The organism is Herbaspirillum sp. CAH-3, from assembly GCF_009668275.1.
GTDB lineage: Bacteria > Pseudomonadota > Gammaproteobacteria > Burkholderiales > Burkholderiaceae_D > Herbaspirillum > Herbaspirillum aquaticum.
On sequence record NZ_VSWE01000001.1, the window covers coordinates 529,640 to 547,252 of the forward strand.

The 17,613-nt window shown below is 63.6% G+C and carries 16 protein-coding genes; 3 read left to right on the forward strand and 13 right to left on the reverse strand.

Annotated elements, in window-relative coordinates; translation table 11 throughout:
• The first annotated feature begins 32 nt into the window (after nt 1–32).
• The 3 genes from flgJ (at nt 33) to flgL (ending at nt 4,625) form a co-directional block, all read left to right on the forward strand.
• Nucleotides 33–1,004: a flagellar assembly peptidoglycan hydrolase FlgJ gene (gene flgJ, locus FYB76_RS02660; RefSeq protein ID WP_088753748.1), complete on the forward strand. Its 972-nt coding sequence runs from the start codon at nt 33–35 to the stop codon at nt 1,002–1,004.
• A 145-nt stretch (nt 1,005–1,149) separates the two neighbouring features.
• Nucleotides 1,150–3,471: a flagellar hook-associated protein FlgK gene (gene flgK / locus FYB76_RS02665; RefSeq protein ID WP_088753749.1), complete on the forward strand. Its 2,322-nt coding sequence runs from the start codon at nt 1,150–1,152 to the stop codon at nt 3,469–3,471.
• 20 nt (nt 3,472–3,491) lie between these two features.
• Nucleotides 3,492–4,625: a flagellar hook-associated protein FlgL gene (gene flgL, locus FYB76_RS02670; protein ID WP_088753750.1), complete on the forward strand. Its 1,134-nt coding sequence runs from the start codon at nt 3,492–3,494 to the stop codon at nt 4,623–4,625.
• Nucleotides 4,626–4,737: 112 nt separating this feature from the next.
• Here flgL and FYB76_RS02675 read toward each other — a convergent pair whose 3' ends face one another.
• The 13 genes from FYB76_RS02675 to fliI form a co-directional block, all read right to left on the reverse strand.
• Entirely contained in the window at nt 4,738–6,138 is a 1,401-nt protein-coding gene (locus FYB76_RS02675) for an efflux transporter outer membrane subunit (RefSeq protein ID WP_154132592.1), read from the reverse strand.
• An 11-nt stretch (nt 6,139–6,149) separates the two neighbouring features.
• The gene (locus FYB76_RS02680) at nt 6,150–8,114 is read right to left on the reverse strand and encodes a MacB family efflux pump subunit (RefSeq protein ID WP_154132593.1); all 1,965 of its coding nucleotides are present in this window, start codon (nt 8,112–8,114) and stop codon (nt 6,150–6,152) included.
• 7 nt (nt 8,115–8,121) lie between these two features.
• A complete protein-coding gene (locus tag FYB76_RS02685) occupies nt 8,122–9,336 on the reverse strand; it encodes an efflux RND transporter periplasmic adaptor subunit (protein ID WP_154132594.1) in 1,215 nt (404 codons plus the stop codon).
• A gap of 113 nt (nt 9,337–9,449) precedes the next feature.
• Nucleotides 9,450–10,253, reverse strand: a complete 804-nt coding sequence (fliR, locus tag FYB76_RS02690; protein ID WP_088753753.1) for a flagellar biosynthetic protein FliR — start codon at nt 10,251–10,253, stop codon at nt 9,450–9,452.
• A gap of 36 nt (nt 10,254–10,289) precedes the next feature.
• Complete coding sequence (gene fliQ / locus FYB76_RS02695; protein WP_154132595.1) at nt 10,290–10,559, reverse strand: flagellar biosynthesis protein FliQ; 270 nt, start codon at nt 10,557–10,559, stop codon at nt 10,290–10,292.
• Between the two features lie 18 nt (nt 10,560–10,577).
• Nucleotides 10,578–11,375, reverse strand: a complete 798-nt coding sequence (gene fliP / locus FYB76_RS02700) for a flagellar type III secretion system pore protein FliP (protein ID WP_370516284.1) — start codon at nt 11,373–11,375, stop codon at nt 10,578–10,580.
• Nucleotides 11,359–11,967, reverse strand: a complete 609-nt coding sequence (fliO, locus tag FYB76_RS02705; RefSeq protein WP_229296851.1) for a flagellar biosynthetic protein FliO — start codon at nt 11,965–11,967, stop codon at nt 11,359–11,361. The genes fliP and fliO overlap by 17 nt, the downstream gene beginning before the upstream one ends.
• Before the next feature lie 20 nt (nt 11,968–11,987).
• Complete coding sequence (fliN, locus tag FYB76_RS02710; protein ID WP_088753756.1) at nt 11,988–12,443, reverse strand: flagellar motor switch protein FliN; 456 nt, start codon at nt 12,441–12,443, stop codon at nt 11,988–11,990.
• Between the two features lie 2 nt (nt 12,444–12,445).
• A complete protein-coding gene (gene fliM / locus FYB76_RS02715) occupies nt 12,446–13,450 on the reverse strand; it encodes a flagellar motor switch protein FliM (RefSeq protein WP_017450944.1) in 1,005 nt (334 codons plus the stop codon).
• Nucleotides 13,451–13,479: 29 nt separating this feature from the next.
• The gene (gene fliL, locus FYB76_RS02720; RefSeq protein ID WP_034338546.1) at nt 13,480–13,995 is read right to left on the reverse strand and encodes a flagellar basal body-associated protein FliL; all 516 of its coding nucleotides are present in this window, start codon (nt 13,993–13,995) and stop codon (nt 13,480–13,482) included.
• Between the two features lie 137 nt (nt 13,996–14,132).
• Nucleotides 14,133–15,470, reverse strand: a complete 1,338-nt coding sequence (locus FYB76_RS02725) for a flagellar hook-length control protein FliK (protein WP_088753757.1) — start codon at nt 15,468–15,470, stop codon at nt 14,133–14,135.
• Nucleotides 15,471–15,576: 106 nt separating this feature from the next.
• On the reverse strand, nt 15,577–16,017 hold the full coding sequence (gene fliJ / locus FYB76_RS02730; protein ID WP_088753758.1) for a flagellar export protein FliJ: 441 nt from the start codon (nt 16,015–16,017) through the stop codon (nt 15,577–15,579).
• A 37-nt stretch (nt 16,018–16,054) separates the two neighbouring features.
• A complete protein-coding gene (gene fliI / locus FYB76_RS02735) occupies nt 16,055–17,461 on the reverse strand; it encodes a flagellar protein export ATPase FliI (protein ID WP_088753759.1) in 1,407 nt (468 codons plus the stop codon).
• Nucleotides 17,462–17,613: the final 152 nt, after the last annotated feature.

Consider the following 17,613-nt stretch of genomic DNA (forward strand, 5'->3'; position numbering starts at 1 on the left):
CCAACTTCCAACGCATTCCACCAAGGTCATCCATGCTCAACAAGATCAACCCATCCAATCCGACCGAGAGTCTGGCTGTCGATGCGAATGGGCTGAACGGCCTGCGCGAGGCTGCCAAGCAGAACTCGCCGGAGTCCATCAAGGGGGCCGCCAAGCAGTTCGAGGCGCTGTTCCTGAACATGGTGATGAAGAGCATGCGTGATGCCACCCCGCAAAATGGCCCGTTCGACAACGAGCAGACCAAGATGTTTACCTCCATGCTCGACCAGCAGCTCAGCCAGAGCCTGGCGCAGCGCGGAGTGGGCCTGGCCGATGTGCTCACGCGCCAGCTCTCGGCCTCGCTGCCCAAGAAGCTGCCCGATGCGCAGGACCTGGAGGGTAATCCGACGCCGGGCGAAGAAGGTCTGCCGATGGGCATTCCGCTGGTCAAGGACATGAGCGACGCCGACCGTGCCAAGTTCATCCAGAGCTTCGCCAGCCAGCAGGCCGCGGAGGGTACCGACCAGGATGGCCGCAACAAGCAGCGCCGCAACTCCAACAAGCCGGCCCACGTGGAAGCGTTCCAGAATCGCCTGCAGGCCGATGCGGAAATGGCCAGCAAGATCACCGGCATTCCCGCCAAGTTCATGCTGGCCCAGGCCGCGCTGGAAACCGGCTGGGGCAAGAAGGAAATCGTTACCCGTGACGGCCGTTCGGCGCACAACCTGTTCGGCATCAAGGCCACCGGCAACTGGACCGGCAAGGTGGTCGAGGCCACCACCATCGAATACATCAACGGCAAGCCGCAGAAGCGCGTGGAGAAATTCCGCGCCTACGATTCCTATGCCGATGCCTTCAAGGACTACGCCAACTTGCTGCGCAGCAATCCGCGCTACGAGAAGGTGCTGGCCAGCGCCCAGGATGCCCATGGCTTCGCTTATGGGTTGCAGCGTGCCGGCTACGCCACCGACCCGCACTATGCGGAAAAGCTGTCGCGCATCATCCGCCAGTCGCTCTCGGCCTGATCCTGCCTCGCCAAGGGGCGCGAAGGGCTGGCAAGCTCATCGGTTCCGGCCGGAAACAAATTTGGCCCGGATCCTCTAAAGTTTTGGTCAATCCTGCCGTTGACTTGGTTATTCCGCTAAAAGCTTTCAGGGACGACAACCTAGCATGGCAACTAACATCTTCAGTATCGGGCAAAGCGCGTTGCAGGCGGCCATGGCGGCGCAAGCCACCACCAGCCACAACATCTCCAACGCCACCACTCCCGGCTACAACCGCCAGGAAGTCGTGCAAAGCTCGGCCGGCGGCATCAACTACGGCTACGGCTTCGTCGGCCAAGGTGCCCAGGTTACCCAGATCAAGCGCATCTACAACGATTTCCTGACCAAGCAGGCCCTGGCTTCGCAGAGCTCGGCCAGCTCGCTGGATTCGTATTACGCGCAGATCTCGCAGATCAACAACATGGTGGCCGACACCAAGGCGGGCCTGTCGCCGGCCTTGCAGGACTTCTTTGCGGCCATCCAGAACCTGGCCTCCAACCCGAATACCCAGGCCTCGCGCCAGTCGGTGCTGTCGCAGGCCTCGACCCTGGTGGCACGCGTGTCGAGCATCAACGACCAGCTCCAGCAGAGCAGCGCTGCCGTCAACAGCCAGATCACCTCGACCGTCACCAGCATCAACTCCTACGCGCAACAGATCGCCAAGCTGAACCAGGCCATCGTCAGCGCCGTGGGCAGTGGTGGCGGGCAGCAGCCCAATGACTTGCTGGACCAGCGCGACCAGTTGGTGGCCGAACTCAACAAGTACGTCAAGATCACCACCGTGCCCCAGGATTCGGGCGCAGTGAGCGTGTTCATCGGTACCGGCCAGTCGCTGGTGACGGGTGACCAGATCACGCAACTGACCGTGACCAATTCGCCCACCGACGTCTCGCGCCTGCAGGTCGGCCAGGTGCTGCCGGGTGGCGGCACGGCGACCATCCCGGACAGCTTCTTCTATGATGGCGGCAGCCTCGGCGGCTTGCTGAAGTACCGCAGCGAGACCCTGGATCCGACCCAGAATGCCTTGGGCCGCATTGCCATTGCCATGGGCACGGCGTTCAACCAGCAGCAAAAGCTGGGCCTGGACCAGAACGGCAATCCCGGCACCAACATGTTCAACGTCAGTTCGCCCAACCTGATCGGTTTCCCGACCAATACCGGCACGACCAACCTGACTACGACCATCTCCGACCCGTCGGCGCTGACCACCAGCGACTACACGCTGAGCTATGACGGCACCAACTACACCTTCACGCGCCTGTCGGACAACACCAAGACCGTCAAGGTCGCCGGCGATTTTCCGGTCACGCTCGATGGCGTGACCTACTCCGACGGTGGCACCCCGGCTGGCGCGCCGACCATGGCCAGCGGCAACACCTACAAGATCCAGCCGACCGCCAACGGCGCAACGGCCTTCTCGCTGGCACTGAACAACACGCAATTGCTGGCTACGGCGGCACCGATCTCGACCTCCGCCAACGCGACCAACAACGTCAACGCCAGCACGCCGGCCACCAATACCGGCAACGCGATCATTTCCAATACCTCGCTGGATCCGGCCACCTTCAAGCAGGGATCGTCGGTCTCGTTCACGGCATCGCTGAGCGGCGCGCAGGTGCAGCTGACGGCGGCATGGACGGGTGCGGCACCGGCACCGGCGGTGACCTTTACCAATCCGGATGGCACCACCGGTTCGGTCCCGGCAGGCACGGCCTTCAACTACACGCCGGGCATGACCATCAGCAGCGGTGGGGTGACGTATGCCCTGACCGGCACCCCGTCGGTAGGCGACCAGTTCAACTTCGCTCCGGTGGCAGCCAACAAGGGCACGGCGACCATCAACGCCGGTTCGGTGACTGCGCCTTACCTGACCACGACCACGCCGCTGACCAAGCCCACCACGCTGACCTACAACACTGCGGCAGCACCTCCGGCATTCACCATTTCGCCGGCCGTGCCTGCCGGCGGCGGCACCATCACCCACAAGGATGGCACCACCACCGCCATCGCCGGTGGTGCGACCAGCCTGGCCTACACGGCAGGGGATACCTACGAGATCAGCGGCGTGAAGTTCCAGATCTCGGGCCAGCCCTCCAATGGCGACCAGTTCACCATTTCTGCCAATACCAACGCGACCTCGGACAACCGCAACGCGCTGGCCCTGGCCGGCCTGCAGACGGCCAACACCATCAATGGCACCAGCTTCCAGGGTTCCTACTCGCAGCTGGTGGCCACCATCGGCAACAAGACCAACGAGATCAACGTCACCAACACGGCCGAAAAGACCCGGCTGACGGCGATCCAGACCCAGCAGCAGACCGAGTCCGGCGTCAACCAGGACGAGGAACTGGCCAACATGATCCGCAACCAGCAGCAGTACCAGGCGGCGGCCAAGATCATCCAGGCCGCCAGCGACATGATCAATGTCCTGCTCACCCTGGGCGGTTAATCAGTTAAAGGAAGAAGACCATGCGTATCAGCACCCAGATGCTTTATCAGTCGAGCAACAACGACCTGACCAGCATGCAGAGCCAGATCCTGAAGCTCACGCAGCAGGTGACGGCGCAGCAGAAGGTCTTGCTGCCCTCGGATGATCCGGTGGCCGCCGCCCGCGCCCTGGACATGACCCAGACCTCGGCCCTGAACGACCAGTTCAAGACCAATCGGCAGAACGCCAACAGCGCCCTGGCGACCGTGCAGGGTACCCTGGACAGCCTGACCAACATGCTGACCAAGCTGAAGTCCAACGTCATCACGGCCGGCAATGCTTCGTATTCAAATGCCGAGCGCATCAACATGGCTTCCGAGATCAAGGGCAACCTCAACGAAGTGCTGGGCTATGCCAATGCCCAGGACGGGCAGGGCAACTACATCTTCGCCGGTTTCAAGAGCACCACCCAGCCCTTCACCCTGGACGGCACTGGCGGCGTCACCTACAACGGTGACCAGGGCGCCATGACGCTGCAGGTGGACTCGACCCGCCAGATGGATATCAGCGCATCGGGCCAGACGGTGTTCCAGGGCAATGGCCAGGACATCTTCAAGACCATGACCAACATGATCAACATCTTGTCGGTGCCGGTCACGGAAGCTGCCAACAAGGCCGATGACGCCGCGGCCAACGCCTATGTCTATCCGGCCGGCAGCGGCCAGACCCCGATCGCCGCCTACAAGGCCGCCCAGGCCACCCTGGACGCCATGAAGCCGGACGATCCTGCCTACCAGGCGCAATTCACGTCCACGGCAGCATTGAAGCTGCAATCGGATGCGGCCAATGCGGCACGCACCCCGGTGGTGGGCAGCCAGGCGGCACTGGCGCGCAACCTGGCGCAGTTCAACACCCAGATCGATTCGCTGGCCAGCAGCGTCTCCACGGTGAAGGCCTCCATCGGCGCCCGCCAGAACGAACTGGACAACCTGGATGCAGCCGGTGAGGTCAACAAGGAAAACTACACCCAGACCATCAACAACCTGCTGGGCCGCAACCTGTCCGATACCAGCGAGCTGATCAGCGACCTGACCCTCAAGCAGACCTATCTGTCGGCTGCGCAGAAGGTCTTCGTCACTACCAGTGGCCTGACTCTGCTGAACTACCTGAAATAATGAATTTCCTTTCACGGCGACGGCGTTGCAGGCCGATCGCAGTGAAGGAAACGACAAAAAGGCGAACCTCCGGGTTCGCCTTTTTGCTTGGTGCGCTGATGCGGTGCCGTCTTCAGCGAAGCGGCTCGGCCCGGGCGTCGCCACCGAGGGCCTGGTACAGGGTCATCTGGTTCTTGAGCTGGTTCAGCCGCACCTGGGCCAGGGTGTTCTCGGCGCTGCGGCGCTTGTCCTGCTGGTCCAGCCAGGCCTGCAGGGTGGCCGAGCCAGCCCGGTAGCGCAATTCGTAGAGCTGTTCGGCGGCCCGGGCCACCTCGACATTGCGTGCCTGCAGCGCCTGCTGTCGTGCATATTGCTCGCGCGCCGAGAGGGCATTTTCGACATCGCTGAAGGCACTGTAGAGGGTCTGGCGGAACTGGGCCAGGGCGCTGTCATAGTCCGCCTGTGAAACGCCGACCTGCAGCTTCATCTGGGTCTGCTGCAGGAAAGGGAGGCTCAGTTGGGCGGCCAGCGAAGCCACCGGATTCTGGACCAGCCGCAGCAGGGCGTCGCTGCTGGTGCCCAGCGAGCCGGTCAGGCTCAGCTTGGGATAAAAGCTGGTGCGGGTGAGGTCGACATTGGCCAGGGCTTCACGCAGCCGCAATTCGGCTGCTTGCAGGTCCGGACGCCGCGCCAGCAGCTCGGCCGGCAGTCCCGCTTCGAGCGCCGGCAGGGGCTGCTGCGGCAGGGCCGGCGGCAGGCTGCGGCGCTGGCCGGGCGGGCTGTCGAACAGGATGGCCAGGGCGTTGTCATTCTCGACTTGCTGCTGTACCAGCTCGGTATAGCTCGATTGCTGGCTCAGCAGGTTCTGTCGGGCCGTGAGCAGCTCCAGCGAAGACACGGCACCGGCGCGGTATTGGGTCTGGACCAGGTCCAGCGTCTTCTGCGCGTAGGCGATGCTCTGTTCGGCGCTGCGCAGGCGCTGGTTCAGGTAGGCACCGGTCCAGTAGAGGTTGGCGGTGGTGCCGACCAGGGAGAGGGCGGTCGCCGCCCGGTCTTGCGCGGTCGCCAGGGCTTCCCAGCGCGCCACATCGTAGTTGGCACCCAGTCGGCCCCAGAGATCGACTTCATAGGACAGGCTCACCGAATTCTGGCTGGCGCGGCTGGTCTGGCGGCTGCCGTCCAGCGCCTTGCTGCCGCTGCTGCCCAGCTGTGCGCCCAGGGCCGGGATGAAGGCATCCTCGGCGATGCCGGCCTGCAACTGGGCACGCCTGACCTTGATGGTGGCCACGGCCAGGTCGTTGTTCTTGCGCAGGGCCTCGTCGATCAGGGCGGAGAGCGTGTCGTCGCCGAAGCCCTGCCACCAGCGGCTGGCATTGACCGTGGCGGCCTGGCCAGCCTGTTGCCAGGCCGCCGGGGTCTGGGTAACGGGTGGCGCGTAGGGAGTACGCACCAGGCTGCTGCAGCCGCCCAGCAGGGCCAGTGCCAGCAGCAGTGCCAGGCGCGATGGAAGTGGAGTAGTCAGGTGCTTGGACATGGCGGGCAATTTCATTCGCGGGCGAGGGCATCCACCGGATTGAGCCGCGCGGCATTGCGCGCCGGCAGGAAGCCGAACACCACGCCGATGAGGGTGGAGCAGGCGAAGGCGCTGACGATGGAGGCAGTGGAATAGATCAGGCGGAAGCTGCTGACGAAGTGTGCAAACACCGCGCCAAAGGACAACGCCAGCAGCACGCCCAGCAAGCCGCCGGCCAGGCAGACCAGCACGGCTTCGATCAGGAACTGCTGCATGATGTCGCTCTGGCGCGCACCCACGGCCATGCGCACCCCGATCTCGCGGGTACGCTCGGTGACCGACACCAGCATGATGTTCATCACGCCAATGCCGCCCACCACCAGCGAGATCAGCGCGATCATCGATACCAGCAGGGTCAGTGTGGCCGTGGCCTTCTCGATGGTCTGGCGGATGCTGTCGGTGTTGAAGATGTAGAAGTCCTTGGTGCGATGGCGCAGCGTCATCAGCTGGGTGATGCCTTGTTCCGCCGCCGCGCTGGGCACCTTGTCGCTGACCCGCACGGTGATGCCGCTCAGGTAGCGCTGGCCGATGACGCGGCTCATGGCCGTCGTGTAGGGCACCCAGACATTGAGCGCGCTATTGTTGCCGAAGCCGTTCTCGCGCTTTTGCGTCACGCCGATCACACGGCAGGGCACGCTGCCCAGGAAGATGACTTCACCCAGCGCGTTGCCGCCGTTGGGGAAGAGCTTCTTGTAGGTGTTGGCATCGATCACCACTTCCTGTGCCTGGCGCCGGATGCTGTCGTTGTCGAAGCTCATGCCCTGCGCCATCTTCAGCCCGCGCACGCGGAAATACTGTTCACCTACGCCATTGATGGTGGCCGTCACCGAGATGTTGCCGTAGCGTGCCGAGGAGGCCGTGGCTACGCTGGGGGTGACGCTGTCCACGTAATTCTGTTCCGCCAGGGCGGCGGCATCGGCTGGCGTGAGGGTACGGATGGCGGCCGACTTCATGTCGCCGAAATCGGTGCCGGGAAAGATGTCGATGGTATTGGTCCCCATGGCGCTGATGTCGGAGAGGATCTGCTCGCGCGAGCCGCTGCCCAGCGCCACCACCGAGACCACCGAGGCGATGCCGATGATGATGCCCAGCATGGTCAGGAAACTGCGCAGGCGGTGCGCATTCATGGCCAGCAGCGACATGCGCAGCGCTTCCTTGAAACGGTCCAGCCCGGCGCGCCAGCTGCTGGCCTGGCGGCGTTGCTGGCGTTCCTGCTTGATCACGCCGTTTACCGGCGCGGTTTGGTCGGGTTCGTTGCGGCGATCCGCAATGATGACGCCATCCTTGATCTCGATGATGCGCTGGGCATTGCTGGCCACTTGCATGTCGTGCGTGACGATGATGATGGTGTGGCCCTCGGCATGCAATTCCTTGAGGATGTTCATCACCTCGTGACCGCTGTGGCTGTCCAGCGCACCCGTGGGCTCGTCGGCCAGGATCACGTCGCCGCCATTCATCAGCGCGCGCGCGATCGAGACGCGCTGCTGCTGTCCGCCCGAGAGCTGGCCAGGCTTGTGGTGGCCGCGATCGGCCAGGCCGAGCCGCGCCAGCAGCTGGGCGGCCCGCTGGCGGCGCTGCGCCGGTTCCTGGCCGGCATAGACGGCGGGCACTTCCACGTTGGCGGTGGCGTCCAGGTCCGACAGCAGGTGATAGCGCTGGAAGATGAAACCGAAATGCTCGCGGCGCAACTGTGCCAGTTCGTCCGGGGCCAGCTTGCCGGTCTCGCGTCCGGCGACCAGGTAGCTGCCGGCGCTGGGCTTGTCGAGGCAGCCGAGGATGTTCATCAGGGTCGACTTGCCCGAACCGGAGGCCCCGACGATGGCGACCATTTCGCCGGCGTAGATGTCGAGGTTGACGTCGTTGAGCACGGTGATGGTGTCATCCCCGGCCGGAAAGTCGCGGCGCAGTGCGCGCAATTGCAGCAAAGGTGTCGTCATGGCGAACTTACATGCGCGGCGGCGGGCCACGACGCTCGCTGCTGTTGTCGGCGGCGCCCGGCAGGGCGGTGCCGGTCACCACGCGTTCGCCGGCCTTGAGTCCCTCGACGATCTGCACCTGGGCATTGGTGTTGATGCCGATACGTACCTGGCGCTCCTCCGCCTGGCCTTGCGCGTCCAGCACACGTACTGTGTAGCGGCCTTGGGCATCCCTGGCGCCCAGTGCGGTGGAGGGCACCACCAGCGCCTCCTTGGCCTCGGAAAGCACGATGTTGACCTGCGTGGTCATCGAGATGCGCAGCTTGCCATCGGGGTTGGGCAGGTCCAGCAGGCCGTTGTAGTAGATCGCCGTGGAGCTGGCACTGCTGCTGGTGCTGGCCGTGGTGCTGGTGGCGGTGTCGTCCTGCAGGATTGAATCCGGTGCCGGTTCGATGGCGCGCAAGGTGGTGCGATAGCGGTGGTCGGGGTCGCCCAGGATGGTGAAGAATACCGGCAGGCCAGGCTTGACGCGCACCACGTCGGCTTCGGAGATCTGTGCCTTGATGGTGACCGTATCCATGCGCGCCACCTTGATGATGGTCGGGGTGGATTGGTTGGCGTTCACGGTCTGGCCTTCCTGCGCCACGATGGCCACCACTTCACCGTCGATGGGTGCCGTGATCCGGGTATAGCCCAGGTTCAGGCGCGCGGTGTCGACCTTGATGGCACCGTCCTTGATTTGCGCCTGCAGGGCCGCGATGTCGGCGCGGGTGGTGTTGAGGGTGGCCTCGGCGCTCTCGAAGTTCTCGCGCGAGCTGGCGTCCCCGGCCAGCATCATCTGTTGCCGTGCATAGGCCAGCTGGGCCTGCTTCAGGCTGGCTTCCTTGGCACGCAACTGGGCCTGCAGGTTCTGCAGCGAATACTCGGCGCTGGCCAGTGCATTGGCCTGGGTCAGGGAGTCGATCTCGGCCACCAGCTGGCCCTTCTTGACGCGGTCTCCCAGCGCCACCTTGAGCGACTTGATCTGGCCCGATACCTGGGCACCCACGCTGACCTGCTTGTAGGCCTTGACCGTGCCGCTGGCCAGTACCACGTCCTGGATGTCGGTGACCGTGGCGATGGCGCTGAGGTAGCTGGGTGGCGGCGGCGGGGTGAGCGCGCGGTGCACCAGGTAGCCGCCGGCCAGCAGGACGGCGAGACTGAGGAAGAGAATTTTTGGACGGCGGAAGTAGGCGAGGTTCATGCGAAAAAATCAGGGTCGGCCTGACGGTGGCCGCGCGCAAAGGCGTCATTGTGAGGCTGGCGACGCCGGCCGTGTGTCAGGAGACGTAAATGTTGTGACAGCAGGCCGGCAGCTTACGGTTTGGGCAGGGCATTGACCGGCGGCACGCTGCCCAGCAAACGGACCATCTCGATGCCATCGGCAAGGAAGCGCTGCAAGGGCGTGAGCATGTAGGGCAGGGCGAAGGCGATCAGGATGAAGCCCGCCAGCATGGTAATCGAAAAACCGATCCCGAACAGATTGAGCTGCGGTGCCGCGCGGGTGAGGATGCCCAGCGCGAAGTTGGTGATCAGCAGGGCGATCAGCAGCGGCAGCGACAACTGCAGCCCCATGCTGAACACCTTGGCGCCCCACAGGGCCAGCTCGTGGAAGCCTTCGGTGGTAATCGGCACACCCGTGATGGGCAGTGTATGGAAGCTCTCAGCCATCGCCTGCAGCAACAGCAGATGGCCATTGAGGCTGAGGAAGACCATGGTCGCCAGCAGCGAGAAGACCTGGCTGATGACGGCCGTACGGCCCTGGGTCTGGGGATCGAAGAAGGCTGCAAACGACAGGCCCATGGTGGAACTGGTCAGTTCGCCCGCCGCTTCCACGGCGGCAAATACCACGCGCATGGCAAAGCCCATGGACAGGCCGATGAGCAACTGCTGCAGCAGGATCAGCAATCCCGTCATCGACATGGGGTCGATGGCCGGCGGGATCGGTACGTCCGGCGCCAGCACAACGCCGATGGCGATGCCCAGCAGGATCTTGACCAGCATGGGCACGCTGGCGCTGCCGAAAGGCGGTGCAATGGACAGCAGCCCGAGGATACGCGTGGTCGGCCAGATGAACATGGCGACCCAGGCGTAGAGTTGCTGGCTGGTGAAGGTGAGCATGGATCAGGAGCCGCCGGGCCTGCCCGGCGGACCGGCTTACTGGACCATGGCGGGAATCCCGCTGAACATGGTGTGCATGTAGTCGAGGATGACGGTCAGCATCCACGGACCGGCGATGATCAGTGCCAGGAACACGCCCACCAGCTTGGGAATGAAGGCCAGCGTCTGTTCGTTGATCTGGGTCGCGGCCTGGAAGATGCTCACCAGCAGCCCGATGAGAAGGGCCGTGATCAGCATCGGGGCAGCGATCAGGAGGGTGACTTCCATGGCCTGGCGGCCCATGGTCATGACGCTTTCGGGTGTCATACGTATCCTTGCCTTGGGCTAGTAGAAACTCTGGGCCAGGGAACCGATCAGCAGCTGCCAGCCATCCACCAGCACGAACAGCATCAGCTTGAAGGGCAGCGAGACGATGGCCGGCGACATCATCATCATGCCCATCGACATCAGGATACTGGCCACCACCATGTCGATGATGAGGAAGGGGATGAAGATGGCAAAGCCGATCTGGAAAGAAGTCTTCAGTTCACTGGTGACGAAGGCCGGGACCAGCAAGCGCAAAGGCACGTCCTCCGGACCCTGCAGGGCGGGGCCGCGAGAAAGCTTCACATACAGCGCCAAATCCGACTGGCGGGTCTGCTTGAGCATGAACTCCTTCAGGGGCGCGGCTCCCTTGTCGAGTGCTTCCATCATCTGGATCTTGTTTTCCGCAAAGGGCTGGTAGGCCTCGGTATAGATGCGGTCGAACACCGGACTCATGACGAAGAAGGTCAGGAACAGCGACAGTCCCACCAGCACCTGGGTGGGCGGGGTGGACTGCGTGCCCAGCGCCTGGCGCAGCAGCGACAGCACGATCACGATGCGGGTGAAGCAGGTCATCATCAGCAACGCCGCCGGAATGAACGACAGCGAGGTGAGGAACAGCATGGTCTGGATCGGCAGCGAATAATTCGTGCCACCGCCCGGGGCGGGCATGCTGTTCAATGCCGGCAGGCCTTGCTGGGCCGAAGCCGCCAGCGGCAGGCACAGCAGCGCCATCCACCAGTAGCGGCTGCGCAGGAGCGCGCCGCTGCGGCGGAGAAGGGAAGAGAGGATGCCTTGCGGCTTAAGGTGTGCTGCCATCATTACCCGCACGGTCACCGCTGCCGGTGCCGCCATTTCGTTTATCCATGGTGTGCTTGAGCCAGGTGGCAAAGGCCGGACCTGTCGCGGCCGGCCGGTCCGCCACGCCTTCCTGGCGCGGCAGCGTGGCCAGGGCATTGACCCGGCCGGGGGCAACGCCGACCACGATCCACTGCTCGCCCACTTCGACGACCATCACCCGTTCGCGCGTACCGACCGAGACGCCGCCGACCACCTTGGCCACGGCATTGCCTCCCATGCTGTTGGCCAGGCCAAAGCGTTTGAAGAGCCAGGCCACCCCGGCCATCACGGCCAGTACCGCGATCAGCCCGAAGAGCATGGTGAAGACACTGCCGGAGGAAGAGGGAAGGGAAGTGCTGGCGGCGGTCGCCGCCGGGGCTGCCGCCGCAGGTGCTGTTGCGGTTGCCGGTGCCGCCGCCGGGACTGCAGCGCTGCTGGCTGCCGGGGCGGTTTCGGCCCAGGCCTGGGCTGCCGTGACCATCGTCCCGCCCAGCAGGAGCCAGGCAGACATCAGCGCCGGACGGATCCGGCACCAGCCCTGCGACATCGATGCTGCGTCAAAACGTGTCATGAAAACAGAGGCCATCCCGCTCAGCGGTTGAGCTTGCGGATGCGTTCTGCCGGCGTGATGATGTCGGTCAGGCGGATACCGAACTTGTCGTTGACCACCACCACTTCGCCTTGCGCGATCAGGCAGCCGTTGACCAGCACGTCCATCGGTTCACCGGCCATGCCATCCAGTTCCACCACCGAACCTTGCGCCAGTTGCAGCAGGTTCTTGATGGCGATCTTGGTGCGACCCAGTTCCACGGTCAGCTGCACCGGGATATCGAGGATGAAGTCGATATCGTTGGGGGTATTGGTCTTGATATCGGCGGCGCTCAGGTCCTTGAAGACGGTGGCCATCGCGGGCGCCGCGCTGAGGCCTTTCTCGTCTTCCATCTCGCCCTTCTTTTGCGCTTCTTCGGCCTGGGTCTGCTCGGCCATGGCCGCGCCCCACGGATCGTCTTCCGCTGCGCCTGCGCCTGCTACGTTCTCATCAGCCATTACTAATCTCCTTGAAAGCTTTCCGGTGTTTCTTGATGGGTGATGGACAGCAGTTTTTCAACGCGCAATGCGTATTGGCCATTGGACTGGCCGTAGCTGCATTCCATCACCGGTACGCCGTCAACCTGTGCCTCGACGGTCGTATTGGTCTGCAGCGGAATGACGTCGCCGACCTGCATGTGCAGCAGATCGGTGAAATTGACTCGGGCGGTGCCGAAATTGACGATCAGTTCGACCTCGGCGGTCTGGATCTGCTGCTTCATCAGGCGGATCCAGCGCTTGTCCACTTCCAGTGCCTCGCCCTGCATGCTGCTGGTGAGGCGGTCACGTACCGGCTCGATCATCGAGTAGGGCGTGCAGATGTGGATTTCGCCCGACACCGGCCCCAGCTCGACGGTGAAGGTGGTCGAGACCACCACTTCGTTGGGCGTGGCGATGTTGGCGAACTGCGTATTCATTTCCGAGCGAATGAATTCGAATTCGATCGGATAGATCGGTTCCCACGACTTGGCGTAGGTCTCGAAGGTGATCTCCAGCACGCGCATGATGATGCGCTGCTCGGTGGGCGTGAATTCACGGCCTTCGATGCGGGTGTGGAAGCGGCCGTCGCCGCCGAACATGTTGTCGACCAGCATGAACACGAACTGCGGGTCGAACACCACCAGCCCGATGCCGCGGAAGGGCTTGATGTGGACCAGGTTCAGGTTGGTTGGCACCACCAGGTTGCGGATGAATTCGCTGTACTTGGACACCTTCACCGGACCGACCGAAATCTCGGCGGTGCGGTGAATGAAGTTGAACAAGCCGATGCGGAACAGACGCGCGAAACGCTCGTTGATGATTTCCAGCGTGGGCATGCGCCCGCGCACGATGCGTTCCTGCGTGGCCAGGTTGTAGGTACGTACCGTACCAGGAGCTTCTTCGACGATTTTTTCTTCGTCTTCATCTCCCGTCACGCCCTTCAAAAGGGCATCGACTTCTTCCTGTGATAGAAAATGCTCGGCCATGGTCGACGATCTCTGACTTCGATGCGGTGTTACTGCTGTTGGATCACGAACGAGGTGTAGAACACGTCGGTGATCTGCGGTCCCTTGCCCTTGCCCGAGAACGGCTCGCCCAGTTGGTCGATGATCTCGTCGGTCAGGCGGCGCTTGCCTTCGCTGGTGAGCAGCTCCGAGGCCTTCTTGCTGGACAGCACCATCAGCAGGCGGCTGCGCACTTGCGGCATGTACAGCTTCAAGGCTTCAGCGGTCTGGCCATCCGGCACTTGCAGGGTCATTGCCACCTGCAGGTACTGGTCGCCGGTTTCCTGCTGCAGGTTCACCACGAACGGTTCGATCACCACAAAGGTGGGGGCCTTGGCTTCGACCTTCTCTTCGGCGTGATCATCACCCTTCTTGCCCTTGCCACCCATCATGAAGAACGCTGCGGCGCCGCCGATGACCAGCACCAGCACCACGCCCACGATGATGAACAGCATCTTCTTGCTCGATTTTGCCGGTGCTGCATCTGCTTCAGCTCCCTTGGCCGGGGCTTTTCCTTTTGTTGCCATCTACTATTCCTTTCAGTTCGTCTGCGCGGGTTGAGGGCTTATCTGCTTATCGGCAGGCAAATCACATTGTTGAGTCCTGCGCGGACGAAAATTGCTTATTTTTTAAGGTTTGTGGTGCCAGGCATGGCTCGTGGCGATCAGGCGAAGGTGTCGACCAGCCCGAGTCCGCTGGTGGTCGCGCTGGCTGCCGTGGTGCCACTGAGGGCCACATCGCCTTCCTGCTCCTTGCCGAAGCTGCCCGGGCTGCCGCTGCGTGCCTGCTGCTGGCCGCTGCCGGCACCCTGCTGATGGTTGGGCATGCCGGTCTGGACATTGGCCTGGCCGAGCTGGATGCCGGCCTGGTCCATCATTTCACGCAGCTTGGGCATGGCCGCTTCCAGCGCCTGCTTCACTTCGGGCTGGGCGGTGATGAAGGTGGCATCTGCCTGCTGGTTGTGCACGTTCAGCACCACCTGCATGGGGCCGAGGTCGGGCGGATTCAGGCTCAGCGAGGCGCTTTGCATGCCGGCGGTCGCCATCCAGGTGATCTTGGTGCCCAGGGCCTGGTTCCAGCCGGCACTGCCGACGTTGGACTGGATCTTGTCGCTGTAGGCCGGCGCAAACACGGCTTGCGGCTGGCTGGCGGCCACGGTCTGGACGGCCGGCAGGACCACGGGCGTCGGCGTGGCCTGGGCGGCATCCTGCTTGGCGGCGGGTGCGGCGACTTCGGGAGCGGCCTTGCCCAGTTGTGCGCGGGCGGACAGGGCGCTGGCATCGTCCTTGGGCTCGGCCTTGGCGGCAGCACCCAGGTCAATCGCCGCTTTTCCATCCTTGGCGGAGGCGGGCTGTGGCGCCGGATTGGCTTCGGCATTGCGCTTGCTGGCCAGTTCGCTGGCGGCGGCGTCCTGCTTGCTGCGGGCGGTTGCCAACGCATCCTGCAGGGCGGCCGGGTCGACCTTGCCTTGCTTTTCGTCGGCCAGGGCTTGCTGCTGGTCGGCCAGCGACATTTTGCCGCCGCGCTTGGCCTGGGCCAGCAGGTCGGCTTCGCTGCTCTCGCCCTTGGCCTTGCCATCGGCCGGCGTGACGGCGTTCTGCGCGATGTTGGCGACCAGGGCCAGCAGTTCAGCTGAAGCCTGGGTGGTGGTATCGGTGCTGTCCTCGTCCTCGTCCTTGTCGCTGACCTGGCTGCTCTTGTCGCTGCCATCGCCGGCAGCACTCTTGCTGGCGGCGCCGGCATTGGCGGAGGCATTCTGGGATTGCTGGGCGGCGGCGGACTGGTTGGCTGCTGCCTGCTTGGCGGCAGCCTGGTTCTCGGCGTTCTGCTGGGCCTGGCGCGCCTGTGCCTGGTTGTCCTGCACACGGGTATTGACCTGGCTGTTGAGCACCTGGTTGAAGGGCACATCGGCCGAGAAGCTGTCGGCGGGATTGCCCGAGCGCGAACCTGTGGCGGCCTGGGAGCCGGTGATCACGTTCAACAGCGGCAGGGAAGTGTTCATGATGGTGGCCTGTCGGTAAATGCGGTCTGCTGCTCTAGGATGCTGTTTGCGGTTCTTCGCTTGCGCGGTGTCTGTTTCGGTCTTGCCTGGCTGGCCGCTTCAGCGGTCAGCGCTTGTAGAAGCTGATGCGGGCAGCATGCTCGTCCATGGACTTCTGGTCGCGCTTGTTTTCCTTGCGCATTTCCTGGTCGCGCGCGCGCGTGGCCAGGGTGTCGTAGGACATGCGCTTGCGCTCGCAGGCCTGCCATGCGGCACGCGCCTCGGCTACCCGCTGCTGGCTGCTCTGCACCACGTTGACCTGGCCGTCGATGGCGTTGTCGATCTTTTCCAGGAACAGCTGGAAGTTGCGATACGCCAGGGCGGTCAGGCCATTGGTCAGGGTTTCCTGGAAGCGCGCGGCGTAATCGTCGCGGTACTGCTGCAGGATACCCAGCTTCTGTTGCGCTTCTTCACTCACGCGAATAGCCCGGCCGAGGCGTTTGGTCGCTTCGTCGGTCTCTTTGGTCGCCAATTCAATCAGCGTATCAAGTGCGGAGGGAGTAGCCATGATCACTCTGATTATATTTTTGAGGATGCGCGCTCAATCAACCGAATAGAGCGGTAAGTTGCCTCAAGCTCTCTGATACATCGGCTTGCTCATGGATGCCCTGCTGCAAAAAGGACTCCATTCTTGGCAACAAGGCAATAGCTTCATCGAGCACCGGATCGCTGCCAGCGGCGTACGCGCCGACGCTGATGAGGTCGCGGTTGCGCTGGAAACGTGAATACAATTGCTTCAGGTGGCGCGAACGGCGTTGATGGTCGGCATCCGTGATGCTGTGCATGGCACGGCTGATGGATTGTTCGATATCGATGGCCGGATAGTGGCCCGCTTCGGCCAGCTGGCGATTGAGCACGATGTGGCCGTCCAGGATGGCGCGGGCGGCATCGGCGATCGGGTCCTGCTGGTCGTCGCCTTCGGTGAGCACGGTGTAGAAGGCGGTGATGGAGCCGCCGCCTTCATCGCCGTTGCCGGCGCGCTCCACCAGGGCGGGCAGCTTGGCGAACACGGACGGCGGATAGCCCTTGGTAGCCGGCGGTTCGCCGATGGCCAGGGCGATTTCGCGCTGGGCCATGGCGTAACGGGTCAGCGAATCCATGATCAGCAGCACATCCTTGCCCTGGTCGCGGAAATACTCGGCAATGGAGGTGCAATACGCAGCGCCCTGCAGGCGCATCAGCGGCGGGGTATCGGCGGGCGCGGCCACCACGACCGAGCGTGCCAGGCCTTCGGCGCCGAGGATCTGTTCGATGAATTCCTTCACTTCGCGGCCGCGCTCACCGATCAGTCCGACCACGATCACGTCCGCGCTGGTATAGCGCGCCATCATGCCCAGCAACACGCTCTTGCCCACGCCCGAGCCGGCGAAGAGTCCCATGCGCTGGCCACGGCCGACGGTGAGCATGGTGTTGATGGCACGGATGCCAGTGTCCAGAATGTCGCGGATGGGCGCGCGGCCCAGCGGATTGGCGGCACGCACGGCCAGCGGGGCCGAGCGTTCGGTATGCAGGGGGCCGAGATTGTCGAGCGGGCGGCCGGCACCGTCGAGCACGCGGCCCAGCAACTCGTCACCGACCGGCAGGCGGCGGCTGTGCTCGTCGGCGCGGCGCGGGGTGAAGCTGATGGGACCGGTGCGCGGGGGAGGGCGGACCGGTTCGACCGGATAGACGCGGGTGCCGGGGACGATGCCTTCGACATCGCTCTGCGGCATCAGGAACAAACGTTCATCCTGGAATCCCACCACTTCGGCTTCGATCATCATGCCGTTGGGCAGCGGGACATTGCAGGGGCTGCCCACGGGAAGCTTCAGTCCGACCGCTTCCATCACCAGGCCGGCCACGCGCGTGATGCGTCCGGCCGTGCGGGTAGGCTCGGCCATGGCGACCAGGCTGCGACAGTTGTGCAGGTAGGCTTGCCACAGGCTGCTATGGGAAGGCATCGGGGAGTTCATGCGGGTCTCCCGTTCATGTAGAACTCATTTCATCAATAGGCGTGAGTGCGAGCGAGTCCCGTTTGGGATGAAGTGCAAGGCGCGAATTTGGGTCAAGACTGGGCGTCTTGACCCAAATTCGTAACGCAGCAATTCGCCCAAACGGGCCGCTC